Here is a 26,424-nt window from a genome sequence, read left to right on the forward strand (position 1 = left end):
TTATTTACTTTATAAATATTCTTAAAATTGCACATTATTTATAGACCAATCTATTAAATTGAAGAATCTAATAAAGTAATAAATCCTCAGTAGGTTAAATAAATAGCGTTTTATTTTTGAATGAGATAAAAATACTATTTATAAAATATCTATTATTTGATTGATAGAAATAAAAAATGATTTAAATAAAATGGATACGATATTAAACACTTCGACCCCAGCAGGAATCGAACCTGCAATTAGCCCTTAGGAGGGGCTCGTTATATCCATTTAACTATGAGGTCATAGAAGCATGCATTTTAATAAATTTTAACAAACATTGCTATTCAAATCATGAAAAATTTTCTATTTTGAGTAAACATGATACAATCATGTTCATTCAATACTTTACCATTTTTATTCGATAATTCGGTAACATTATGAAAAAAAAAATAATAGGTATGATGTTTACGGTTTTGGCACTGACAAGTTGTGCAACTTATCAGCCTGAGACAAATAGTTATTCTGATCCGTTATCTGGGTTCAATAGAACTATGTTTAATGTTAATTATTATGCACTCGATCCTTACATTTTGCGACCTGCCGCAGTTGTTTGGAAAGATTATGTACCCACACCGATACGTAAAGGAGTCGTTAATTTTTCATCTAACCTTTCAGAACCCGCATCAATGGTCAATAGTGCTCTACAAGGTGAAGGTCATGAAGCAGGTAAACATTTAGCTCGATTCTTTTTAAATACCATTTTTGGTGTAGCCGGTTTATTTGATGTTGCAGGTATGGCTGATCCACAATTACAAAAAGGTTCTAAACGTAGTTTTGGTGATGTATTAGGTCATTATGATACACCTTATGGTCCCTATGTTGTGTTACCTTTCTATGGTTCTGCAACAATCCGCCAAGAAGGTGGTGATATTGTCGATACTTTATATCCGCCACTTGTTTGGTTAGATTGGGAATGGGCATTAGTCCGAAGCGTATTTGATGGTATTGAAGCTCGCGCTATGGCAATTGAGTATGAAGATTTGCTTAAAAATAGTGATGATCCTTATAACTTTATGCGTAATGCTTACTTCCAACGTAATGATTTTAATGCGTCTGGTGGTAAAGTTGATGAGCAAAAACAGCAGCAACGGCAAGAAAGCATTAATAGCATAATTAATGACATAGATTCTCAATAAGCTCAATTAATTATATTTTTAAAAGCCGCCTTGTTTGGCGGTTTTTTATGTATTTTATAAAATTTTTTTCTAATTATCATTGCAATCTTTTACTGCGAGTTTCATTTCGGGTAAATATCGCCAAAACCGACTTGGCATATGTTGGCGTTGTAATTTGAGATTCATACGTTCTTTTATAGTTATCGCATTGCAATACTTTAGCCACATTGTTTGAAACAGCACCTCATCTTCGGTGAGATAATTTTGATTAACTTGACTATTAATAATTAAATCATCTTTATCTACCAATGATACCTGTTCAATGCTATTCAAATCATAGACATAACCATATTGGCGCTTTTCATCATATATTGCCCATTTTTGATCTGCAAAACGATCTTTAAAAAAAGTGAGTACTAGAGGTAGTACATTATAAATAGGACCAATCACAGAAAAATAGATTTTTTCGCATACTTCATTTTCGTCGTCATCTGATGCTTGCTTATGCATTTTTTTCAGTGGATTTTTTATGGCATTAAAACGAATAAACTCAAGCATACGATGACGTTCGTTACTCACTTTTTTCGCAATTTCGCGCACCGTTAGTACATCGGGATCGGCAAAATCAGTTTCGATAGATTTTGTGGCTTTAAACACTTTGCAAATATATCGAAAGATAATTAAGTCACTATCTGGTAATTCAGATAACCATACATACATTAATTGTCGTAAAGCAGTTTTACTCAATTTATTGATTAATGCTACGCGCACACGTTCATACTTAAATTCTCGAAATTCGACATGATGTCTATCGGTCACCAGTAATGGTTCCACCTGTCCTGCTGCTAATAAACATTCGGGCATTTTTTTGAGTTTAAAAGCATCAAATACCGCACATAGCACACCTTCAAACGTCTTTTCGTAATAAAATGCTAACATACTCTACCACCCCATTACGAGTTGATGCGGTTGATGAATTATTTGATCTTCCAACAAAGGGGGATCTTGCAAAGACAATTTAATATATTCTGCTGATGAGCCGAGTATTTTAAATTTTTTCATATCATGACAAATAATAAAAAACTGCGCACGCTTTAACACTACACCAATCCGTTTGAGTGCATCAAATGTTAAACGGCGATGACGCCTTGCCATGACAATTAATTTGGCTGATTTAACGCCGATACCAGGTACTCTCAATATTTTTTGGTAACTATCACGATTTATATCAATTGGGAAAAACTGCGGATTACGGATCGCCCAAGACAGTTTGGGATCAATGGTTAAATCAAGGTCAGGATATCTATCGTTAACAATTTCATCAACATTGAAGTCATAAAACCGTAATAACCAATCGGCTTGATAAAGTCTATTTTCACGCACGCGTGGTACATCTTGCACAACAGGCAAACGTTTATCATAACCATTTACAGGAACAAATCCTGAATAATAAACTCGTTTCATGCTCGGTCGCTTATAAAGCTTGGCAGTGAGTTGTAATATTTGTTTGTCAGATTCATCCGTTGCACCAATAATCATTTGTGTGCTCTGCCCTGCTGGTACAAATTTAGGCGTAGATCTAAATTTTTTACGATCTTCTATATTCTCAAGCAAATTTTGATGAATTTGGCGCATAGGTTGGTAAATGCTTTTATGATCTTTATCTGGCGCAAGTAATTTGAGATTTTCTTCGGTTGGAATTTCCAAATTAACGCTCATTCTATCAACCAACAATCCAGCTTGATTAATCAGTTCATCACTGGCACCAGGGATCGCTTTCATATGAATATAGCCATTAAAATGGTGCTCACTACGTAAAATTTTCACTACGCGGATCATGCGCTCCATAGTATGATCAGGACTGCGTACAATGCCCGAACTTATAAATAACCCTTCAATATAGTTTCGGCGATAAAATTCAATGGTCAGCTCAGCCAGTTCGCGCGGAGTAAAACCTGCTCTAGGAATATCGTTACTTTGCCGGTTAATACAATAAGCACAATCAAACATGCAGTAGTTAGTTAACATAATTTTAAGTAACGATACACATCGCCCGTCGGCAGTAAATGTGTGGCAAATACCACTCTTGCTTGCACTACCAATACCCTTATTTTTATTGCGACGCGTTGATCCACTCGATGAACACGAGACATCATATTTTGCCGATTCGGCTAATATCTCAAGTTTCGCAATCATTTTTTCATTCATTTAGCATCACCATAAAACTGTATTTATATACAGTATATCGTAACTGCATCACACTCTGCAAGTGTGTGGCTATTTAATCGGTATTAATTTGCCAAACTGAAGCCATCACTCTATCAATAACTTGAAGATTCTTAATCAATTCAATGTCGCATTCTTTTAATTAATATATTAATAATCAATTTATTAACAAAAAAATAAAGATAAAAGAATTACTCAGGTATTGTTGAGCTTACAAGTGTACGCTATAATCACATCAATTTTTGTTAGAAGCAGATAATTTAGGAGCAGAATATTGTATGAAACGCGTTGTTATAACAGGATTAGGAATTCTTTCAAGTATTGGAAATAATACCAAAGAAGTTTTAGAATCTTTAAAAATTGGCCGTAGTGGTATTACTTTTTCACAAGAAATGAAAGATAGCGGAATGCGTAGTCATATCTGCGGAAATGTTAAATTAGATACTAAAGGTCTCATTGACCGTAAAATAGTTCGCTTTATGAACGATGCTTCTATTTATGGTTATCTCGCTTTACAACAAGCTATTGAAGACGCTAAGTTAACTCCAGAACAAGTTTCTAATCCACGTACTGGTTTAATTGCAGGTTACGGTGGTTCAACTAAAACTCAATATAATGTTGTAGCTGGTATGAAAGAGAAAGGATTACGTGGCGTTGGTCCTTATGCAGTGACGAAATCAATGTCATCTGCAATTTCAGCTTGTTTAGCTACACCATTTAAAATTAAAGGTGTGAGTTATTCTATGACATCAGCTTGTGCTACGTCTGTGCACTGTATTGGTCACGCTGCTGAACTTATTCAGCTGGGCAAACAGGATATCGTTTTTGCTGGTGGTGGTGAAGAGCTTTGTTGGGAAATGTCTTGTGAATTTGACGCAATGGGTGCGTTATCAACGAAATATAACGACTGTCCAGAAAAAGCATCACGAGCTTATGATGCCAATCGTGATGGTTTTGTTATTGCTGGCGGAGCTGGTATGGTTGTTGTAGAAGAGTTAGAACATGCATTAGCGCGTGGCGCTCATATTTATGGTGAATTAGTCGGTTATGGTGCAACATCAGATGGTTATGATATGGTTGCTCCATCAGGTGAAGGTGCAATGCGTTGTATGCAACTTGCTATTCAAGATTTAGATGTGCCAGTTGATTATATCAACACTCATGGTACATCAACACCAGTAGGTGATGTAAAAGAGTTATGGGCAATCAAACAAGTATTTGGTGACAATATTCCAGCAATCTCATCAACTAAGTCTATGACGGGCCATTCATTAAGTGCAACAGGTGCGCAAGAGCTTATCTATTCATTATTGATGCTTGAACATGGCTTTATTACACCAAGTATTAATATCGATGAATTAGACGAAGCAGCAGTTGGCATGAATATTATTACAAAACCAACCGAACGTGAATTAACAACCGTTATGTCAAATAGCTTTGGCTTTGGTGGTACGAATGCCTCAATTGTGATGAAAAAATACAAAGCTTAATTGAACAATTTTTTTATCTGTAAATAAAAACCGTTCTATTAAGAACGGTTTTTTTCAAATCATTAACTAAATGAATAACTAGAGCACTTTACTTAAAAATAACTGTGTCCGTTCATTTTGTGGATTTTTGAAAATCTGATCTGGTGATCCTTGTTCTTGAATAATTCCTTGATCAATAAAAATCACTCGACTTGACATCTCTCTGGCAAAGCCCATTTCATGAGTTACAACCACCATTGTCATACCTTCTTGAGCTAATGATTTCATGACAGCTAGAACTTCACCAACCAATTCGGGATCGAGTGCAGAAGTTGGTTCATCAAATAACATTACTTTAGGATCCATCATTAAAGCTCTAGCAATGGCAACACGCTGTTGTTGACCACCTGAAAGCTGACTTGGGTAAGCATCAATCTTATCAATTAATCCGACTTTAATTAATAAACTTTCTGCTTTGGTAATAGCTTCGGATTTAGCCATTTTTTTGACATCACGAGGTGCTAAAATCAAATTATCTAACACTGTCATATGCGGAAATAGATTAAAGCGTTGAAACACCATACCCACAGATTCTCGCAAGCGATTAATAGGAATTCTTGGATCATGTACTTTAAAGCCATTCACTTCAATTTCACCTGCGGTGATATCCTCTAACCCATTAATGCAACGCAAAAAAGTACTTTTACCTGATCCTGAAGGACCGATAATGGAAATAACTTCTTTTTCCTGAAAATCGCATGTTATACCTCTTAATACATGGATATCGCCAAATTGCTTTTGTAGATTATTAATGTGAATCACTTTTGCCTAACCTTTTTTCCATATATTTAACCAGTAGGGATAATAAAAATGTCATAGACCAGTAAACTAAAGAAATGACTAGATAAGGTTCAGTATAAACTGCATTGGCCGCACCAGCCGTTCTTGCTGCATAAGCTAAATCAACCAATCCGATTGCCGAACCTAAGGAAGAATCCTTTAAAATCGCAATCGCATTATTACCCAAAGGAGGAAGCATTCGTCGAAAAGCTTGAGGTAAAATTACTTTACGCATAGTACTACTATAACTCATACCTAAAGATCGTGCAGCTTCCATTTGTCCTTTATCAATAGATTGAATGCCAGCTCTAAAGATTTCTGAAATATAGGCACCTGCATTTAAAGTTATCGCTAAAACACAAGAAATAAATGCACCATATTGCACTCGTAAATAACGCGCGGTTTCAGGCGATATTAAATAATCTGAGACCAAAACACCCTCTCGAGGGTGTAACAAAAATGGCATGATAACAAAATACATAACCATAATTTGAACAAATAAAGGGGTACCGCGAAAGGCGCTTACATAAATTTTAATTGGCCATTTCACTAATATTGATAAAGTGTATTTATAAATACCGTGCTTTACTTGAGCGACTCGACCAAGACCTAAAATTAATCCCCAAAACGTACCAAACACTACACAAACTAGAGTACAGGTAATGGTCATTATTGCGCCATCAATAAACAGAGGCAAATAATCACGAATCACTTCCCAATTAAACTGCATAAATCAAATATCCTATTGCTGTAGATTAATTAATAGGCAAAGTTGGTACATTTTCATCAAACCATTTTGCATAAATGGTAGCATAAGTACCATTAACAATAATTTTTTTAAGTCCTTCATTAATACTATTTAGTAATTTATCATTTCCTTTGGCAACAGCTATACCAAAATATTGAGCTTCGAAATTTTGATCAGCAATTAGATTGAAATCTTTTCCTGGATGCATTTTAATATAAAACTTAACTACCCCAACGTCACTAACCGCAGCATCAATCCCTTCTTCATAAAGATCTTGCAACAAAAGAGGAGTATTATCAAAACGTTTGATCGCTTTGCTATTCATTCCTAAAACTTTTGAAACAACCACATCCCCCGTACTGCCATTTACAACGCCAACCGTTTTTGTTTTTAAATCTTCCAATGAAGTAATACTAGAGTTTGCTTGGGTCACAACTACTTGTTCAGCGGGAAAGTAAGGAAACGAAAAATCGACCGATTTTTTTCGTTTATCGGTAATAGTAATACCTGAAATAATAATATCACGTTCACCATTGTTCAAACTTGCAAAAATACTATCCCAAGGTGTATTAATTAATTTGATGTTAAAATTCTCAACATCAGCAATCGCTTGAATAATATCAATATCGAAGCCTTCTAACTGACGCTGATTATTTTCATATTCAAAAGGTCGGTACGTACCACCGGCGCCTACTACATAAGTTGTTGCCTTATCTGCGTAACTTAAATAACTAGAAACTAATAAAAAAGCAGATAAAATTAACGAAAAACAAGACTTAATCATGGTAATTCCTATCTATAAATAAATATGAAAAACATAATAGCTTTTAAGGGAAATAATGCAAATTAATATTTAGATTTCATTATATTATTTACTTTTTTGAGAAGTATTAAAGGATTAACGAGTAAGACAAAATTGAAAAAAGAATTCAATTTTCAATTGAAATAGAGAATTTTGTCATCTTAATAACAAAAAGCAGAGTATTGCTCTGCTTTTTTAAAAAGCATTATTTTTTGATTTTTATGGTTAAACTATAATTGAGTGTTTGTTATAAAAATATGATTTATTGTTGATAAATATTCCAAGCCGCCTGTAATCCAGCGCCTTGAATGGTTTTGAAACCAACACGATTTAATACTGCTTCAAAGGCAGTTAATGTTTGTAAAACACACTGTTTTCTAGCGTTATAACCCATAGTACCAATACGCCAAACATTACCTTTTAGAGGACCAAAAGATGCACCAATTTCAATACCAAAATCATTGAGCATTAAACTACGTACTTCTAGGTCGTTAATATTTTCTGGACGTATAACCCCAACCACATTGTTCATTTTATGTTTAATATCACCAAACAAATCAAGTCCCATTGCTTGTAAACCTGCGACCATAGCCGAACCATTAATGCGATGACGTTCAATGACATTATCCAATCCTTCTTGCAATACTATACGAGCACACTCTCTGGCTGCATAAAGCATAGAGGTAGCTTCAGTATGATGGTTAATCCGTTCAGATCCCCAATAACGAATAATCATATCAAGATCAAAATAGTTCGAATATATCATTTCATCACTACCACTGCTATCCCCTTGATCTCGGATACCAAGTTCAACACATTTGCGTGCTTGAATGATTTCAACCATTTTTGGACTTAATGTTAAAGGAGCCACGCCTGGAGGTCCACTCAAGCACTTTTGCAAACTCACTGACACACCATCAAGTTGCCACTTATCGACTTCTAAATCGTTACCAACAATTGAAGCGGTTGCATCAACGTAAGAAAGCACACCATATCTACGACAAATTTCACCAATTTTATTTAATGGTTGAAGTAAAGTAGTTGAAGTATCACCTTGCACACAAAGTAACAAGCGTGGCTTAATTTTTTTTATGGCATCTTCAATTACATTAGGATCGAATACTTCTCCCCATGGCACTTCAATAGTATGCACATCTGCTCTACAACGATGAGCAATTTCACAAAGTAATAAACCAAATCGTCCAAATATTGGCACTAACACTTTATCCCTTGGACGAAGGGTTGACACAAGAACAGCTTCAATGCCAGCTCTGGCGGTGCCATCAATAACAAAAGTTTGTTCATTTTTGGTTTTAAATATGTCACGATAAAGCGCCATCGTTTGATTCATATAATCAGTCATAACAGGATCGAATTGACCAATTAAAGGCGCAGCCATTGCTCGCGTTACACGTGGATCAGCATTAATTGGACCGGGTCCCATCAGTAATCGTGCTGGTGGATTAATTTGATCATAGTTATCTAAATCTAACATGTGATTTTCCTTGAGTTAAGTCTTGTTTATTTGTTAACAATCACGTTTAGTTGTGATGAATTGTTTATCTTTTTACATCGATATTTTTTAAAAAACTACTGGCTAATGGATGGTGGAACTTAAATAAATTAACAATTTCGCTCATCACTCTTCCCATATGCGACTTTTTCCATGCTAAAGATAATGGTGAAGGTTTACGTTCATTAATCACTTGGCATTGAATTAAATCACCCGAATCCAAATACTTTTGACAAACCGAACGTGGTAAAAATCCAATCCCTAGCCCTTTTAAATGACAGGATAATTTGGTTGTAATATTAGGCACAATAATTTCAGATTGACTTGGCAATAGCCACGCAACTCGTTTATTCATATGAATTGATGTATCTTCAATATTTATAGCGGGATATTTACGTAATGTTTCATTTGATAACGGACCTTCTAGATGAGTGATCGGATGATTTTTTGCTGCAACAAAAACCCAATTAATTTCACCTAATGGAAAAATATTAATCATATTATCTAATGATTCAGTTCCTGTTGCCCCAATAGCAAGATGATATTCACCGTATAATAACGAATCCCAAACGCCCATATATACTTGTCGATTAAAGGTAAAATTAGTAAATGGAAATTTTTTTTGCAAATGGCTTAATAGCTCCGTGACCGCATCAACATCATAGAGTAAATTATTAATGGTCAGATTAATTTTGCGTTCGACGCCATTGCGTATTTGATGTAGCTCTTCAGGCATAGTAGTCAACCAAAGTAGCCATTGGCTGCAATGCTCATAGAGATGTTGACCTGCAAGAGTTAATGATACTGTTCGTGTTGTGCGTTCAAACAATTGAGTATTAAGATCCGTTTCCAATGATTTGATACGATAACTAATGGCAGCTGGAGTTTTAAATAACAATTTGGCTGCTTTGGAAAAGCTTTTACACTCAACTACTTTTGTGAAGGTTCGCATAGTTTCTGTATCTAACATTATTCAATCCTTTATAACAAAACGATCAATACCCAACCAGATCCCTAATAAAAGATCGGCTCCTGATGTGTGTCCATAATTTAAAAGATTATGAATTGCACAATGGTTATACCTATGTTGATTCAGGCGTTCAATAACATTTAAAACAGGTAATGAAAATTTACCTTGTAATGCATATTTTAAAAATGTAGCACTAATTGTTGTTGTCAATACCTCTAATGGCAAATTCTGCAATGTCGTTTTTATTCGTTGTATTTTGGGTTTAAAACGATGATCACAGAAAAGTATTGCAATTATTCCGACTATAATATCATCAAAGCTAGGAGTTAAACCCGGACCTAATCCAATAAATTGAGTAATATTTACTCTTTCCCCCAACATTAAACTATTCAACCTATTACATAAACTTATTAGTTCTGGTGCGGGGTTGTTGACAATATTTTCTCGAAGTAACCCAAATAAGCCTGTTGGATAATTTATCAGCATGAATAATTGTCTAATCGCGGTTTTATCTAATTCGGTGTGTGTTCTACTCTTTAATGTCATATTGCAGATATGAGTATTATAACTTAACAAAATATCGCCGAGTAATAAATCACCATTACTCTGTTGTCTTAGAGTTAAATGATCATTAGCTAGCATAGTTTGAATTACATTAAAATCATCGGTTTTAACAACCCAACCCATAGGTGATAAACCACTACCATATTGATGTAATGTGACTAATTGTTGCTGGTGATTGATTAAATTCACTGTATGTTCATGTAAACTAAATAGAGATAATTTTCCCTCTACATTTGGTGCATGGGCACTGATGATTAATGGTTTAAATTGCTGTAAGTGATTTTGGGTTGATGACATGAAAAACTGCCGATTTGCATCGGCAGCAAATGATGTTGCCGTAAGTGAAGTACTTATCGCTTTTGTTTGTAATTTATTCTCTGCATATTTACATTTCATAAATTAAACTTTAAGTTTTTTGGCTAATGCCTCGAGTGCTTTTTCAAAACAGGCTAATGGAGCACGTACCGTTCCTGCACCAATTTGACCCACACCGGCCTTTTTGTGGGCAATGCCAGTATTGATTAAAGGCGTGATACCCGTTTCAACAATGCGGCGAAGATCAAGACCTAAACAGCATCCTTGGAAGTTCCAAGATGGAATTTGTAACAACATATTATGGTCAAGATAGATTTCACTCATCTCTTCTGATACTTCATATGCAATATCTACGCCACCTGCGCCAACGAATCGGGTTACTCCTGGCGCAGCTACCATAGCCGCACCACCAATACCAAAAGTTTCAGTAATAGCGCTATCACCAATATCTGGATTGGCTTCATTTTGTGAATAGCCAGTGAAAAATAGACCTTGCGGAGTATTAACAGGTGCAGTAAACCACTCATCACCTAAACCACTGACCTTGATGCCAAAATCTTTACCATTACGCGTCATAGCTGTAACAATAGTCCCTTTTTGAAGATATGCTGCACTGTCCATGACCGATTTACAAAATGCCATCGCTAGATTTAAAAAGAACTGATCCGTTACACTTAAAAATTCAAATATTTTAGCCAGTTCTGTTTTATTGCGATCAAGCATAATTAATTTAGGTGACAATGTTCTTAGCAATAAAGCTGAAGCCGCAATATTACGTTGATGAAACTCATCACCCATAGTAATGGCTTGTGCCATTAAGGCTGTAAGATCAATTCCATTTTCAAACAGTTTAAGAGCATCATTCAATGCTGGTCCTAACGACTCTTTCATCCAATGGTGACGATTGAGTACTTCTTCACCATATGCACCAAAGCGCATTACTTTGCCAATACCCTCGTTCAAATTACAGTACGCTCGATTACCATGAGTGAGGTTCTCAACAACTAACATTGGCATATTGGCTGAAGTGATACCGCCCATCGGTCCAACCGCATTAACGGAATGACATGGAATGAATTCAACTCCACCATTTTCTAATAAATCCAAAGCTTGTTTTTCATCACTCGCCCATTTTTCAAACAGACAGGCGCCAATGCATGCCCCCTGCATTGGTCCTGTCATATCTTTCCAGACAATAGGAGGACCAGCATGTAATAACTTATAATTTTGTGCTAAAGTCGGTATAGCTTCTTTCGCAGCAACTACCCCAATCCAATGTGGTCTAGCGGCTTTGATTCGCTCCATAATGGCTTGGTTTGCTTCATTAATTACTTTATTCATTCGTCAAAACCTCTTAATTTAATTTTTTCAAAATAGCCGCTAATGTTGGATTTCCGCCAGCTATTGGTGTCCATTGATAATGCACAACAGGGACATTGGATGATTGAAGATCTTCTGCAAAACTACGCAATCCAGCATTGATTACGCTTATATGATTAAGCAAAGGATATGTTTTATGTGAATTTGATGATGTGATTGGTGTAATTAATTTTTTAGCTAATAATATCGCCTCGAACAGATTATCCATCACCACAATATTATTCTCTGTTAAGGTATCAATTTGCTTTCTACGGCATTGTGGATCTTGCTGTGAGCCCGTTACCGTAGCGATAGCAATTAAGGGATTATCCGCTGAGCGCGCTGCACTGGCTGCTTTATATCCGGCAATAATTGATTCAGCAGGATTTGAGTTAGCGCCATAACCAATCACTAAATCAAGTAATACTACCCCAACTGACTTTTGTTCCCCTAGTTTACTAATTTCTTGTTCACGAATAGAAGGATCAATCATTGGATGTGGTCGTCCAACAGTGTAAAAATCATCTCCAAGATCAATAATTTTATGACCGTTTTCATCGAGCAATATGCCTTTATCATGATTTTTTCTGACTGATAAATGTAACTCTTGTGCAAGTAGTATCGCAGCTTCTGAAGCCAGAGTTCCACCGGTATAAAGTCCTGAAATCGTTTTGTTAGCTACCTTATGTAATTGATGTGCAACTATTTCTACTTTGGCTAATAAACACGCTAAACGTGCTGCTTCATCTAATGTTTTGACAAAATAGATATTTTCATCTTGTGCTTTGTCGATAGTTGATCCTAAAAACAGTGCCACAATTGGCTTTTTAATCAGCTTCATGGAAGCAATAACTTTTCCCCTCACATTTTCAGCAGGAGGTTTTGAAATAAACGCAATGACTTGACTTTGCTCATCTGCCGCGAGCATCTTTAATGCGGTTAAAGCGCTTATTCCCTCTACCTCTTGCGATAAATCACGCCCGCCTAAACCAATAGCTTGTGTAATACCTTGGTTTAATAACGCAATTTGTGAGATGACTTCTTGAATACCTGTACCCGATGCACCAATTACCCCAATGTTCCCTTTGGGAATCACATTGGCAAAAGCCAATGGAGCACCAGCAATAATCGCTGTACCACAATCAGGACCCATCACAATCAAATCTTTACTAGAAGCCTTAGTTTTTAATCGAATTTCATCTGTCACAGGCACATTATCTGAAAAGATCATTACATTTTTATTATCATCAATGGCTTGTTCAGCAAGATCTGCGGCGTATTCACCAGCAATCGATATCAACACTAAATTTGCGTCAGGTAGTTTTTGAATTGCGCTAGCATAACGTCTTGCTTTGAGTAATTTACTGCTACCTTGCTGCTGAACGATATTTTTTAACGAGTTTTCAAGCTTTACACTGATTAGATCCACAACATTAATTGAATCATTATGCGTTTTAATGGCAACACAAATATCATTCGGGGAAGCCTCATTAAATATATCACTCCAAAAACCCGTTGCTGTAAGTAAGGATTTATTGGCTGGTGTCCCCATCATGACGGAAACTTCATCAACTTCGTCAAGACTACTCAGCTTTTTTGAAATTAACATTAAACTGACCGAATCTTGAAAGCTTCCTTTTTTTATGAAAGATTGAATCATGCCAATTGCCTCTCAGTTATTTAGTAATTCTTTATTTTTAAATATGCAATAAACGTAAATTGATAAATAACTTGAATAATTATTACCAATGGTATTTGTTAAACGCCGATAAATCGTTATACGTTTATCTATCAAATTTAAAATTTCACACTATTTATATATTACGAAAAAAACTGAGAATAAATAGGTTATATGTCACAAATCAATAACTTATTATACTAAAAAAATTCTTTATAAATCATTATGATAAGATATTGTTAAAAATTTTTTTATAATAGTAACTCATTAAATTAATTAAATTTTATAAAACTAAAAAAGAGTGTTTGATCACATTATTATTTGTTATTAATAGTATGTTACTTATCAAACATAACCAGAATAATTATTAATAATAGAATGATTAAAAATAGGTAGATGCTTATGAAAATCTTACATGATGATGTGGCAAATGCAGTAGAGTGGATATCCAGTTTTGGGGGACTTGAACAAGGAGGAACAACGCGTTTACTTTACACAACTCAATGGCTTGCAGCACAAAATGCATTGAAAGAACGTATGACAAATATTGGTATGCAAAGCTATTTTGATGATGTGGGTAATTTATATGGTCGCTTTGAAGGTAGTAAATTTAAAGATCAAATCATTATGTCAGGTTCGCATGTTGATACTGTTGTCAATGGTGGAAAGCTAGATGGGCAACTCGGTATTATTGCCGCCCTACTTGCCATGCAATACTTGAAAGAAAACTACGGTCAACCACTTCGTTCCTTAGAACTTATCTCAATGGCAGAATAAGAAGGCAGTCGCTTTCCATATGTATTTTGGGGAAGTAAAAATGTTTTTGCGATTGCAAACAAAAAAGATGTGGAAAATATCACTGATGAAAAAGGAATCAAATTTATTGATGCCATGCAAGCGTGTGGATTTCAATTTAGTACTCAACCTGCACGCAGCGATATTAAAGCTTTTTTAGAAATTCATATTGAACAAGGTGGTGTACTTGAAAAAGAACAAAAAAGTATTGGCATTGTAACCAGTATTGTTGGTCAACGACGCTATAACATCAGACTTATTGGTGAAGCAAACCATGCAGGCACCACACCAATGGGTTATCGTCAAGATGCAGTGTATGCTTTTAGTTGTATCTGTCATGAATCCATTAATAAGGCGCTAAAAGTAGGCGATCCTTTAGTGCTGACTTTTGGTCATGTTGAACCAAAACCTAATGTTGTTAACGTCGTGCCTGGTGAAGTGCTATTTACTATGGATTGTCGCCATACTGATAAAACCGAATTGATTAGATTTACTGAAGAAATCGAAGCGGATATGACACGTATTGCTAAAGAGCTAGGACTTAAAATTGAGATCCACCGCTGGATGGATGAAGACCCAATACCAATGAACAACAAACTGATCCATATGTTAGAAGACATTTGCAAAAAAGAGAAGCTCAGTTATCGTGTAATGCACAGTGGTGCTGGACATGATTCACAAATTTTTGCTCCACGGGTACCTACCGCTATGCTGTTTGTACCTAGTATCAAAGGCATCAGCCACAATACCGCTGAAGATACCAAAACCGTAGACTTAGTTGAAGGTATAAAAGCGCTGACCTATGCCCTTTATAAATTAGCTTACCAAGAATAATGAGGAGTTAGCATGACAACAGTTAACACAATAGCTAAAGCAGGCGGTATTCAATATTGGCATAAAATAGTAGTTTTATTGTGTCTTGGTTGGACTGTAATGTGGATCTATCGTCCAGTCCTTACCGCTATCTTTCCGGAAGTCCAACAAACTATAGGTCCGCAATCCAATACTGAATTAGGTTTAATTGCTAGTTGCTATTTTTTTGCTTACACCGCAATGCAAATTCCAGCAGGAATGTTAGTTGATAAGTTTGGTAAAAAAGCCGTGGTTATTCCCGGTTTCTTATTATTTGCTATCGCCGCTTTAATCATCGGTAATGCGCATTCCATATTAATGATTTATGTTGGAAGTTTATTAGCTGGCTTAGGTTGTGGTTCTTATTATGGTTCAGCCTGGTCACTTTCAGCCGAAAATATCCCAGCAGAACATCGTGGATTTGCTTCGGCAATTATCAATACGGGGTCGGCCTTAGGAATGGGCATAAGTTTGTTGGCTACCAGTTTTTTAGTTAAATCATGGGGTATGCCATGGGAATACATGCTTTATATTATAGCAGCTTTAATACTTTGCTTAGTTGCAGGATTTGCTATTGTTATAAAAGAAAAACATAAATTAAAACAACAAATTATAAATAATACAATCGATAAACAAACGACAATTTCGCCCATTCAGTCTGAGAAAAAACACCGTTTCTTCAGTATTCAAATGATTTCCTCTTACATTATATACTTTGCAACATGTTATGGATACTACATGATTGTCAGTTGGTTACCAAACTTTTTGGAAACTGAACGTGGATTTACTGGTGGAAGTATTGGCTCAGCGTCATCATTGGTAGCCTTCGCAGCAATACCTGGTGCCTTAATCATCAGTAAAATATCTGATAAATTTAGAAGTAAACGTCTACTCTTCATTATCGTATTAGAACTGATTGCTGCTGCAACCTTATTGATTACCGTACAATCTACAACCATTAGTTTTTTACTTGCGGGATTAATGTTTTATGGATTATTTGGCAAACTCACTGTTGAACCGATATTGATTTCACATGTTGCCGAAACAGCGCCAAAATCCAATTACGGCACATCCTTTGGTGTCTTTAATTTTTTTGGCATGAGCTCATCAGTAATTGCACCGCCATTAACTGGTTACTTAGCCGATCTTACTGGTACTAAAATCACTGGATTTTATGTTGCCATCGGCATATTGGTCGTTGCTACACTAATCTTCATGCTGATCAATACGAAAAAAATGTCAAACAACCAATAAACATCATTACCGGCCAAATACCTATGCCGGTTAAACAAATCACTGCTTTTTATAAGTTGGGATTGCTATTACCTAAATAAAAATCAACGAAACATTCAATAAAAAATAGTCAAAAAATCGTCATTTTACAAGGAGAATGAAAATGGGGTATATCAATAACAACACTGGTTATCCAAAAGATTTACTTGCCTCCAGAGCCATTATTAAACGCCATAATTACGCATTAATACCGCCTGATGGATTAGTCAAAAATATCATTCCAGGATTTGAAAACTGTGACATTACCATCCTATCCACGCCAAAATTAGGGGCATCGTTTGTGGATTATCTTGTCACTATGCATCAAGATGGCAAAAATCAACAAGGTTTTGGCGGTAAAGATATTGAAGTTTTTGTTTATGTGATTAGTGGTGAAGTGACAGTAAAAGCCGGTGATCAAACCTATAATCTTAAAACAACTGGCTATGTATACTGTCCTGCAGGAGTTAAACTGTATTTGCAAAATAACGTCCCATTGTCACGACTATTTTTGTATAAACGCCGTTATATATCGCTCGTAGGTCATCAAGCACATATAGTAAGCAACCATGCTCAAAAGCTAGATTACGTCTGTTACGAAGATATGGATAACGTATTTGTGCAAGACCTACTACCTAAAGAGCTCGGTTTTGACATGAACTTCCATATATTAACTTTTAAACCAGGCGCGAGTCATGGGTACATTGAAACACATGTTCAAGAGCACGGTGCATATTTACTTAGTGGTGAGGGTATATATTTGCTTGATAATGAGTGGATACCAGTCAAAAAGGATGATTATATTTTTATGGGTGCTTATGCACTGCAAGCTTGCTACTCTGTTGGCAAAGAGCCATTAAGTTACATCTATTCTAAGGATTGCCATCGAGATATAGAAATATAAATACAAAACTAGCAACCATAAAAAATGATTAAGGAAACAAAATGGAACTTATTGTCATTGCTTTAGGCGGTAATGCCATTGCTAAACGCAAACAACTCTTAACAGTAGATCATCAATATGAAAATATAGATGCAACAACGAAAATTATTGCCAAACTTGCTGGTAGATATCGATTGGTAATTGTACATGGCAATGGACCACAAGTAGGATTATTGGCTCTACAAAATCAGGCTTATACTCAAATAACTGCCTACCCGTTGGATATTTTAGTTGCCCAGACACAAGGCATGTTAGGTTATATGATAGGTCGCAGCTTACAACAATATAAAAGAGTTAATAAAGTTGTGACACTATTAACACAAGTTGAAGTCGATGTGCACGATCCCTCATTTAAGCATCCAACTAAGTACATAGGCCCCGTCTATCAACCCGATTTGAAGCAAAAATTGGAAGCACAATATGGTTGGACATTTAAGAAAGATGGACAATATATTCGTCGAGTTGTCCCATCACCGAAACCGAAGACAATACTTGAAATTGATACCATACAAAAATTACTAACCGATGATACCATTGTGATATGTAACGGTGGTGGAGGTATTCCAGTAATAAAAGACGAAAAGGGTTATAAAGGCATTGAAGCAGTGATAGATAAAGATTATTCAGCTGCAAAACTTGCAACACAACTCAAGGCCGATCATCTGATGATCTTAACCGATGCCGATGCAGTTTATGAAAATTGGGGAACACCTGCCCAAACTGCGTTACGTCATGTCACCCCTAAACAACTAAAACCACTCGCTGTTGACGATGGTGCGATGGGTCCCAAAATAAAATCTGTAATTGAATTTGTCGAAAAGACAGGAAGCAGGGCTTATATTGGCACTTTGACCGATATTGAAGCGTTATTAGATACCAGTAAAGGCACTATTGTCAGCCCATCAAATCAACAATGTAATGAGTAAATAAACATATTGATAAAAGACAGGAGTTTTACTATGAGAGTTGATAGACAAACCTTACACAATTTAATCGCGAAAAAACTGCATAAGGCAGGTTTAACAAATGAACATGCTAATATTGCTGCCGATGCCCTATCCTTTGCTGATGCGCGTGGTATCCATTCACATGGTGCGGTACGAGTTGAATATTACGCCGAACGTATCGCCAAAGGTGGTATGACTCCTAATCCTAATGTCACTTACAAAGAAACTGGGCCTGCCAGTGGGATATTAGATTTTGACAATGGTTGCGGTTTGGTGGCCGCTAAAGTTGGCATGGACAAAGCAATAGCAATGGCGAAAAAAAATGGCATTGCAGTGGTAGGTATTCGTCGTATGTCACACAGTGGTTCACTTTGTTATTTTACTGAAATGGCCGCTGAAGAAAACCTAATTGCGATATCAATGTGCCAATCTGATCCGATGGCTGTACCTTATGGTGGTGCAGAAGAGTTTTTTGGTACTAATCCTATCGCCTTTGCTGCACCAACTGCCGACGATCGCCTTGTTTCCTTCGACATGGCTACCACAGTACAAGCTTGGGGAAAAATACTTTATGCTCGCTCCAAAGGTGTTCCGATTCCGCCAACCTGGGCTGTAGACGAACAGGGAGAACCAACAACCGATCCCCATAAAGTCAACGCTTTGTTACCAATAGCAGATGCTAAAGGTTATGGGTTAATGATGATGGTCGATATATTGTCAGGCATTTTATTGGGCCTTCCATTTGGTAAAAACGTATCATCAATGTATGCCAATTTATCCAAAGGACGCGATCTTGGGCATTTGCATATTGTGATCAATCCCGATTATTTTATCGGTATTGAAGCATTCAAAAAGAATATGTCAGCAATGCTTAACCAACTTAAACAGGTCAAACCAGCTAAAGGAAACAGTGAAATCTTTTTCCCTGGTGAACGAGGCAAAAAACGCGAAGCGAATTACTTAAAAAATGGTATCGATATTGTAGATGAAATCTACAACTACTTAATGAGTGATACTATCCACTACAATCGGTATGATCATAAAAATAAGTTTGCAGAATAAAATATTCCCCCGTGTAAGTAAACAAGGGGGGGGGGGGGGGGGATGAACATTGCCCCTTCAATAATTTTTATTTAATAATCCCTGTATGAACAGGGAACCTATAGCTTCAATTACTATTCTTTTCGTCTAAACGGTTTATCCCTGTACATACAAGGAACACAAAAAAACTGCGTGATATTATAGTATAAGTGATGAATTGATGTACATACCGATAACATAAACTGTGTTAATTTAAAACATAGAAAAGTCTACTGTTAATATAAAGCGGCAATTTTTTAATAATGTAAAATGAAAATCAATTTGTTGGAATCAAGCCCTTTCGGGCTTTTTTATGGGTGAGGCATTGTAAATTGTTTGGCGTCATCTTTAATGCTATCCGTTACTATTTTGATGATAGCATTCATATCATCTGGGTTATTTTCTAATTTTTTTTCATCTAATCTATTAGGATTCTGAATATCAAATTCTTTAAAACTCAGATAAATCGCTTCAAAAAAATCTTTTGGAACGTCCCCTTCTTTTAGTTGGCTGATATTATTCATTATCCTTTCAAGAAAGTTTTGAAGATAACTGTCAGTAGTGACGCAATTTTCTAACGACGGAAATTTGTTGTCTTTTATACCTAAACAAATTAAGTCTAATTCACTTCCCTTAATAATACTCTGCATATCATCTTTATTTTTCAATTTGATAACAACAAATTCAGATGGATCCTCATCACTTGCAATAATATATGGGTTACCATTTAAATCCGTTTTAACATCTGATGCTTCTGCTATGATATTAACTAACTTCTGATCGTATGTTTTTTCGTAGTTAATCAGGTCATTACTGAATTCTTCATTTAAAGCTGATACAGATACAGTTGGTATTTTTTCACCAATAATTGATTCACCGTCTGTTTTAAAAACAGCAATATCTTCATTTATAAGCAACTCAGTTAATCTTTTTGCATTATCATTGGCAAAAGCATTGAAACTCATTAGAGTGAATATTGAGATAGCAATTAAATTTTTCATTCCTTACTTCCATTTATTATCGAACCAAAACAGATGAAAAAATAATTAAATTTTTTCATACCTTAAATCTTATTTTTTGTAATAGTATTTTATTTAGATGCGTTGAGCAATAAAAAACCGCCAAAGCGGTGAGATGAATTAATTATGAGTCCATCTGAACAGACACACTTCGGCTAAATTATGCAATTAAAACATCATTTAATCGTTCATTAACTATCAAACAATTTTTAATAGTGTTACTTCTCATTGTTAGTGAAATAACCCTGTATTAACGATCTTTATTGCTTCCACTATTGATATTTTGGGTGGCATTCTTATGTAACTTTGTTAAGAAATTTTTTATATGCAAACTAATACACAAGTCTGTTATGCTAAATTTATTAGTTAATATTAAAAGTAAACGGTTATACTGGATCTACAGTATATTTTCCTTTATAACCGTAAAGTTAATTAAAATTATTTATTGATTTTTTACTGAAACGTAAGGTTAACCTGAAAGTTATTTAACAAAATAAACTATCTATCATCGATTAATTAAAAACCATAATTGGTTGAGCAATATTGCTGTTATTTGCATTTAGCTTATTGTACCTTGCAAATTTTTATTTTCTAGTTTACTTTACCTATACAAATTATAAATAATTAGAGACTAAACATGCAGATATCATTTAAAGAACAACAACAAAGAATCAGCTTTGTTAAACAATTTTTTGCCGAGAAGTTGGCTGAAAACTTATCATTAATTGAAGTACAAGCCCCCCTACTAAGTAAAGTTGGTGATGGTGTACAAGATAACCTATCTGGCACTGAAAATGCAGTGCAAGTTAGGGTAAAAACAATCAACAATACCCAATTTGAAGTGGTACATTCACTCGCTAAATGGAAACGTAAAATTTTAAGTTATCATCATTTTACCATAGGAGAAGGCTTATATGCTAATATGAAAGCACTACGTCCTGATGAAGATTGTCTTTCACCTATTCATTCCGTTTATGTAGATCAGTGGGATTGGGAGAAAGTAATCCGACCAGAAGATCGTACTTTAACCTATTTAAAACAGACTGTTGAAAAAATTTATTCGGCTATTAAAGCGACCGAAAAAGCAGTATCGGAAAAATATCATCTCTCCCGATTTTTACCTGAATCAATAACGTTTATGGACAGTGAGCAACTTTTAAAACGTTATCCAAATTTATCACCTAAAGAGCGTGAAAACTCCATAACTAAAGAGCTTGGTGCCGTGTTCTTAATTGGTATTGGAGGTAAATTATCAAATAACGAAAAACATGATGTGCGCGCACCGGATTATGATGATTGGAGTACGGATAATGAAATGGGTTCTAAAGGATTAAATGGTGATATTTTAGTTTGGAATCCAGTTTTGAATAGTGCATTTGAAATTTCATCTATGGGTATTCGTGTCGATTCAGAAACATTAAAACGTCAATTGAAAATCACTGGTGACGAGAATCGTTTGCAATTTGCTTGGCACCAAGCCTTAGTCAATGGCGAACTATTACAAACCATTGGTGGCGGAATTGGTCAATCTCGTCTAGTTATGTTGCTTTTACAACAAAAACATATCGGTCAAGTGCAAGCGAGCGTTTGGGATGAATCAACCAAACAAAATTATACAGAACTTCTTTAGTTTGCAATCAACATACTTTACCTTAAATGGTAAAGTATGCTTATTACTAAAAGCTCTTATCCAACCCCATTTGCCAAAAATCAGCTTCAAGTTGAGTAGCATGTTTAAATAGTGTCTTTAACTGTTCTAAGCGGTTTGTATCTATATTTAATAAGCGCTGATCAATCCAAGCAATTTCATTTTGCATTGCTTGTTGAAACTCCTTAGTAACATACATTTTGATCCAACTGGAATATGGATTATTTTTCGCATTATACCAATGTTGTTTTTTTAACCAATTGGCAATCATGCCATAACCGATTAAACAAGGAGCCAATACAATGTGTAAGTCTAAAATATCACCTTTTAATCCAACATCAAGCACATACTGTGTATATGCCATATTTGCTCTGGCTTCTGTTAACGTGTTGAGTTCATTTTCAGTTATTCGCCATCTTTTACAATATTCGATATGAAAATCAAGTTCAACTTCAACGATGGTTTTTAAACTATTTAAAGATTGCTTCATTTCAGCAAGATCATGACTTTTATACACAGCAAGTCCCCAAGCTCTAGAAAAATTGAATAAAAATAGATAGTCCTGTTTTAAATAATGTTGAAAACAAGTGATATCTAATGTTCCTTTGCCTAATCGTTGGATAAACTCATGTTGAATATAATGATCCCAATCGGCTTGACATGATTTAATAAGTGAGTAAAACGATGACATAACAGCTCCTTTCTAACAACTCAGTTACTAACGAGTAAAACAGACTTGCACAAAAAGCGTCTTTTAAACTCCCTTAGTCGGTATTAATCAAATCAGGTGCTACGGATAGAGTTTCGGACTATAGCACCATAGATAAATAAAACATTCGGAATAATGAGAAACGTTTACATGAGTAATAATTTATTAAGAAATTTTACTCTTTATTTGTTCTTCTATTTTTTGACTAAAAAATGAATCTTTATTTTTATCATTGCCGTTCAGCAGGTTTATTAGAAATCTTTGCAGAGTTAACTTATTGCACTTATTCTATTAACGTCTATATCGATTATTTGAATCAATTTAAGGTTCCTGATTTTTGATAGTTGGTGGGGGGGCAGCTTCTTGTTGAGCTGAGGTATCAGATTGAGTATTTTGGTCTTGTGTAGTTGGTGTTTGTTCGATTGATTCAGTCGTTAAGGAGATATCTTCAAAACGCACATAGACAATTTTTTGTTGACCACCATCACAAGATCCAACAATTTTACCTTCATTTTGTTGATCTGCTTGATCTACTGGTATAAGTTTTAATTGAAATTTAGAAGGAGCAACACCATTATTTTTTATTTTTTCTGCTATATTGGCACTAATGTTCTCACAATTAGATGCTATAGACATCGCGGGTAAACCTAATGAAAGAACCAAAACTAACTTTTTCATTTCCTTTCCTTTAAATATACAACTACTAATATTATAAAATTATTGGTGAATCTGTCTATTTGTGTTAAACATAATTGTTTATAAAAGCAAATAAAGATAAGCCTAATATAAAAAAATGAAATAGCGTTTACAAGTGTTGAATTTCCAATAATTTCAATCTATTCACAATCCAAGAACGAATATCGTTTAACTCATCTTCCGATAAATTATTCACAAAATCCCTTTTTTCGTGCAATTTTTTACGATCATCTTGAGTTAATACTACGCCTTTTAAATTTAACAATACCTCTTTACGATATACGGAGTAGATGAATTCTCTAATCAGGTCATCTGAAAAATTTATCTCAGTCATAATATTCATTCCTTTTGTCTTGTCATTACCTACTTAACAACGATTCGCTTAAATTAGCCAGTCTTTAAGGTTAATATCATCAACTTCTTCGAATAACAAGTTCCATCAATCCTAAAATTTAAATCCTTATCAAAGTATTATTAGCACTTTTACTATAATAGTATATTAAACTCTTTACAATGGACAAATATTAATCATTAATAAAATTTTTTTAATGATATATCCCCAAAATTATTCACTATACTATTTGATAAGTATTTAACAAACCTGTTGATAACTCTTTATCATATTGATTTATAATATTATTTTTTAAAGGCCAAATAGTGACCACTTAAATTTTCAATTACATATCAGGTGAAAAAGCAAGTATTTTTTTCTTATTTTTTTTAAAGAGTCAATCTTTTTATCCTAAAAATTGCAATAAAAAAGCAACAACCACATATTAATATTGATTGTTGATTATAATTATTCTTATTCAAAGTGGTGAAAAATACCATAAAGGCAACAAGAATTCTCAATAGTTAATATTTAAATTAATCAATCCATATCTTTATTGTAATACTTAAATTTGTAGTAAACAGTTAATTGCAACGATTTAATTATTTTTCACTTACTGGGATTGATATGATAAACCTTTTAATTCACGAAAAAAGCAACAAATAAGCGACAATCAATACAAATATTGATTGTCATATTACCTCACCAGAATTTATAACGCGGTTAAAAATGCAATAAAGCCAAATATTACACCAGGAGAATTAGCAATAGCAATTGGCCAATCTTTCTTTTCCCGTAATAATCCATAAAATACCCACAGTAAACAGTTGATCGCAGCAGCTAAGGGTTGCGTAGGATTAGATTTTAATCCATGAAGATTGTCAATAATTTGCGGGATATAAGAAATATACATACATAACGAAGCTGCCGTTGCGATAATACCTAAATAATGGAAAGCTTTTTCTGATAGTTTCAAAATTGTCCCCTTTTTAATTTTCTAAAGATTTTGAAATGATTATAGTCAGGTATAGTATTGCCTGCAATTACACGATCTCGGTCAAAAGAGCTCATTATCGCTAAAACAAATTAACGGGATAATCAGATGAGATTGCATCATCTATAGAATATTTTAATTATTCATTAAGTTATAAAATGCATTGTGTGGTTTATCGGTTTGTACGATCAAAACCACACAAATCAATTTATTTCAACGATTGGTGATAGTTGTTAAATTAACAATAATTAGTTTAGTTTAGTTTGTTTCGTTTCATAACCTAAAAATACAATACTGATAATTGCTACTAAGATCGATAAACTAAAAAGCCCAAAAATCTGACTAATTGATACATTATTTGCCATTAATAAACCTACCATTAACGGACCTAAAATACCGCCGATACGACCAATTGATGCCGCTATTCCAGCACCCGTCGCACGAATATTGGTTGTGTATTGTTCTGGCGTATAAGCGTACATCGCTCCCCATGCACCTAAATTAAAGAACGAAAGTAATGCACCAAAAACGAATAACTGATGTGCAGATTCGGAAACGCCAAACAGATAAGCGCTTATTAATGTACCAAATAAATAGGTAACTAATACCCATTTGCGCCCGAAACGTTCAATCAGCCATGCAACGGTGAAATAACCAGGTAACTGAGCAAGAGTCATTAATAAAATATATTTAAAGCTTTTGACCATACCAAACCCTTTTATCATCATAACGCTTGGCAACCATAAAAACATGCCATAGTAAGAAAAGACTACGCAAAACCAAACAATCCATAGCATTAATGTTTGACGAAGAAATTTTGTAGATAACAATGACCGCATTTTATTCAAAATGGAATCTTTTTTGGCATCAGAATTTAACTGTATATAGGTTGGTGAATCAGGTAAGTTAAATCGTAAATAAAGGGCATAAAAAGCAGGAGCAGCACAAATTATCATCGCTCCTCGCCAGCCAACGGTTGGAAGAGGAATAAGAAAATAAGCAATCAATGCCGCAAGTACCCAACCAATAGCCCAAAAACTTTCCAATAAAACAACTACCCTACCGCGTACTTCTGGTGCCACACTTTCACTTACCAGAGTGGATGCAACAGGCAATTCGCCACCTAATCCCATACCAATAAAAAATCGTAATATAAGTAAGCTACCAAGTCCCCATGCAAAGGCACTTAATCCACTGGCAATACTAAACATGAGTAAGGTGAACAAAAAGGCCGATTTTCGCCCTTTTTGATCAGCATAAATACCAAATACAAATGCCCCAACCGCCATGCCGATAGAGTTAACACTGCCGATCCAACCTAATTGAGCAGGGGAAAGCCCCCAATCTTGCTTTAACGCGGCTAAAATAAAAGATAATAACCCAATATCCATTGCATCAAACAGCCAACCTGTGCCAGCAACAAATAACAGTTTATTAATCGATAATGATGATACTTTGAAATTTTCCATGATAATTAACAGATAAAATAATTTGAAT

General features: G+C 34.9%; 23 protein-coding genes, 1 tRNA gene and 1 pseudogene. 8 read left to right on the forward strand and 17 right to left on the reverse strand.

Translation table 11 applies throughout. The features are described from left to right. Window positions 1-212: 212 nt before the first annotated feature. Window positions 213-284, reverse strand: a tRNA-Arg gene (locus J4T76_RS00565). A gap of 135 nt (window positions 285-419) precedes the next feature. Here J4T76_RS00565 and J4T76_RS00570 point away from each other — a divergent pair. Next, complete coding sequence (locus J4T76_RS00570) at window positions 420-1,178, forward strand: MlaA family lipoprotein (protein ID WP_267341420.1); 759 nt, start codon at window positions 420-422, stop codon at window positions 1,176-1,178. 69 nt (window positions 1,179-1,247) lie between these two features. On the opposite strand, the gene J4T76_RS00575 is transcribed toward J4T76_RS00570, so the two are convergent. Both J4T76_RS00575 and J4T76_RS00580 read right to left on the reverse strand, forming a co-directional pair. Beyond that, window positions 1,248-2,096 carry a TIGR03915 family putative DNA repair protein gene (locus J4T76_RS00575; protein WP_267341422.1) on the reverse strand — a complete coding sequence of 283 codons (849 nt, stop codon included), beginning with the start codon at window positions 2,094-2,096 and terminating at the stop codon, window positions 1,248-1,250. Between the two features lie 3 nt (window positions 2,097-2,099). Further along, window positions 2,100-3,365, reverse strand: a complete 1,266-nt coding sequence (locus tag J4T76_RS00580) for a putative DNA modification/repair radical SAM protein (protein ID WP_267341423.1) — start codon at window positions 3,363-3,365, stop codon at window positions 2,100-2,102. A gap of 296 nt (window positions 3,366-3,661) precedes the next feature. Between J4T76_RS00580 and fabB the strand changes: the two genes are divergently transcribed. Then, window positions 3,662-4,873, forward strand: coding sequence for a beta-ketoacyl-ACP synthase I (gene fabB / locus J4T76_RS00585; RefSeq protein WP_267341425.1), 1,212 nt, complete (start codon window positions 3,662-3,664; stop codon window positions 4,871-4,873). Between the two features lie 78 nt (window positions 4,874-4,951). Here fabB and J4T76_RS00590 read toward each other — a convergent pair whose 3' ends face one another. The 8 genes from J4T76_RS00590 to fdrA form a co-directional block, all read right to left on the reverse strand. Further along, complete coding sequence (locus J4T76_RS00590) at window positions 4,952-5,674, reverse strand: amino acid ABC transporter ATP-binding protein (RefSeq protein ID WP_267341427.1); 723 nt, start codon at window positions 5,672-5,674, stop codon at window positions 4,952-4,954. After that, window positions 5,661-6,422 (reverse strand): amino acid ABC transporter permease, encoded by a 762-nt coding sequence (locus J4T76_RS00595; RefSeq protein ID WP_267356110.1) that lies wholly within the window; start codon window positions 6,420-6,422, stop codon window positions 5,661-5,663. Before J4T76_RS00595 ends, J4T76_RS00590 begins: the two co-directional genes overlap by 14 nt. Window positions 6,423-6,447: 25 nt before the next feature. Further along, window positions 6,448-7,224 carry a basic amino acid ABC transporter substrate-binding protein gene (locus J4T76_RS00600; protein ID WP_267346075.1) on the reverse strand — a complete coding sequence of 259 codons (777 nt, stop codon included), beginning with the start codon at window positions 7,222-7,224 and terminating at the stop codon, window positions 6,448-6,450. A 280-nt stretch (window positions 7,225-7,504) separates the two neighbouring features. Further along, a complete protein-coding gene (locus J4T76_RS00605) occupies window positions 7,505-8,737 on the reverse strand; it encodes a pyridoxal-phosphate-dependent aminotransferase family protein (RefSeq protein ID WP_267341433.1) in 1,233 nt (410 codons plus the stop codon). Between the two features lie 64 nt (window positions 8,738-8,801). Continuing rightward, the gene (gene allS, locus J4T76_RS00610) at window positions 8,802-9,725 is read right to left on the reverse strand and encodes an HTH-type transcriptional activator AllS (RefSeq protein WP_267341435.1); all 924 of its coding nucleotides are present in this window, start codon (window positions 9,723-9,725) and stop codon (window positions 8,802-8,804) included. 3 nt (window positions 9,726-9,728) lie between these two features. After that, window positions 9,729-10,685, reverse strand: a complete 957-nt coding sequence (locus J4T76_RS00615) for a DUF2877 domain-containing protein (protein WP_267356108.1) — start codon at window positions 10,683-10,685, stop codon at window positions 9,729-9,731. 3 nt (window positions 10,686-10,688) lie between these two features. After that, a complete protein-coding gene (locus J4T76_RS00620) occupies window positions 10,689-11,945 on the reverse strand; it encodes a DUF1116 domain-containing protein (RefSeq protein WP_267346071.1) in 1,257 nt (418 codons plus the stop codon). Between the two features lie 13 nt (window positions 11,946-11,958). Continuing rightward, window positions 11,959-13,623: an acyl-CoA synthetase FdrA gene (fdrA, locus tag J4T76_RS00625; protein ID WP_267341440.1), complete on the reverse strand. Its 1,665-nt coding sequence runs from the start codon at window positions 13,621-13,623 to the stop codon at window positions 11,959-11,961. Window positions 13,624-14,043: 420 nt separating this feature from the next. On the opposite strand from fdrA, the pseudogene allC reads away from it, so the two are divergent. The 5 genes and pseudogenes from allC to allD all read left to right on the forward strand — a co-directional run bounded on the left by allC (window position 14,044) and on the right by allD (window position 19,512). Then, window positions 14,044-15,270: pseudogene (gene allC / locus J4T76_RS00635) on the forward strand (allantoate deiminase). A 12-nt stretch (window positions 15,271-15,282) separates the two neighbouring features. Next, on the forward strand, window positions 15,283-16,542 hold the full coding sequence (locus J4T76_RS00640) for an MFS transporter (protein ID WP_267341444.1): 1,260 nt from the start codon (window positions 15,283-15,285) through the stop codon (window positions 16,540-16,542). Window positions 16,543-16,684: 142 nt separating this feature from the next. Then, window positions 16,685-17,464 (forward strand): (S)-ureidoglycine aminohydrolase, encoded by a 780-nt coding sequence (gene allE, locus J4T76_RS00645; protein WP_267341446.1) that lies wholly within the window; start codon window positions 16,685-16,687, stop codon window positions 17,462-17,464. Window positions 17,465-17,505: 41 nt separating this feature from the next. After that, window positions 17,506-18,429, forward strand: a complete 924-nt coding sequence (locus tag J4T76_RS00650) for a carbamate kinase (protein ID WP_267341447.1) — start codon at window positions 17,506-17,508, stop codon at window positions 18,427-18,429. A gap of 33 nt (window positions 18,430-18,462) precedes the next feature. Beyond that, window positions 18,463-19,512, forward strand: coding sequence for an ureidoglycolate dehydrogenase (gene allD / locus J4T76_RS00655; protein ID WP_267341449.1), 1,050 nt, complete (start codon window positions 18,463-18,465; stop codon window positions 19,510-19,512). A gap of 329 nt (window positions 19,513-19,841) precedes the next feature. Here allD and J4T76_RS00660 read toward each other — a convergent pair whose 3' ends face one another. Then, window positions 19,842-20,531, reverse strand: a complete 690-nt coding sequence (locus J4T76_RS00660; protein WP_267341451.1) for an OB-fold protein — start codon at window positions 20,529-20,531, stop codon at window positions 19,842-19,844. A gap of 655 nt (window positions 20,532-21,186) precedes the next feature. On the opposite strand from J4T76_RS00660, the gene asnA reads away from it, so the two are divergent. Next, window positions 21,187-22,179 (forward strand): aspartate--ammonia ligase, encoded by a 993-nt coding sequence (gene asnA / locus J4T76_RS00665; RefSeq protein ID WP_267356106.1) that lies wholly within the window; start codon window positions 21,187-21,189, stop codon window positions 22,177-22,179. A 46-nt stretch (window positions 22,180-22,225) separates the two neighbouring features. Here the strand turns inward: asnA and tenA are convergent, their stop codons facing one another. The 5 genes from tenA to J4T76_RS00690 form a co-directional block, all read right to left on the reverse strand. Next, the gene (tenA, locus tag J4T76_RS00670; RefSeq protein ID WP_267346063.1) at window positions 22,226-22,888 is read right to left on the reverse strand and encodes a thiaminase II; all 663 of its coding nucleotides are present in this window, start codon (window positions 22,886-22,888) and stop codon (window positions 22,226-22,228) included. A gap of 339 nt (window positions 22,889-23,227) precedes the next feature. Then, window positions 23,228-23,584, reverse strand: coding sequence for a DUF1161 domain-containing protein (locus J4T76_RS00675; RefSeq protein WP_267341455.1), 357 nt, complete (start codon window positions 23,582-23,584; stop codon window positions 23,228-23,230). A gap of 127 nt (window positions 23,585-23,711) precedes the next feature. After that, window positions 23,712-23,936, reverse strand: coding sequence for a hypothetical protein (locus J4T76_RS00680; protein ID WP_267341457.1), 225 nt, complete (start codon window positions 23,934-23,936; stop codon window positions 23,712-23,714). A 709-nt stretch (window positions 23,937-24,645) separates the two neighbouring features. Then, window positions 24,646-24,846 carry a SemiSWEET family transporter gene (locus J4T76_RS00685; protein ID WP_065739172.1) on the reverse strand — a complete coding sequence of 67 codons (201 nt, stop codon included), beginning with the start codon at window positions 24,844-24,846 and terminating at the stop codon, window positions 24,646-24,648. 329 nt (window positions 24,847-25,175) lie between these two features. After that, complete coding sequence (locus J4T76_RS00690) at window positions 25,176-26,396, reverse strand: MFS transporter (RefSeq protein WP_267356104.1); 1,221 nt, start codon at window positions 26,394-26,396, stop codon at window positions 25,176-25,178. Window positions 26,397-26,424 lie beyond the last annotated feature (28 nt).

Source organism: Gilliamella sp. B3022 (assembly GCF_028751545.1).
Classification (GTDB): domain Bacteria; phylum Pseudomonadota; class Gammaproteobacteria; order Enterobacterales; family Orbaceae; genus Gilliamella.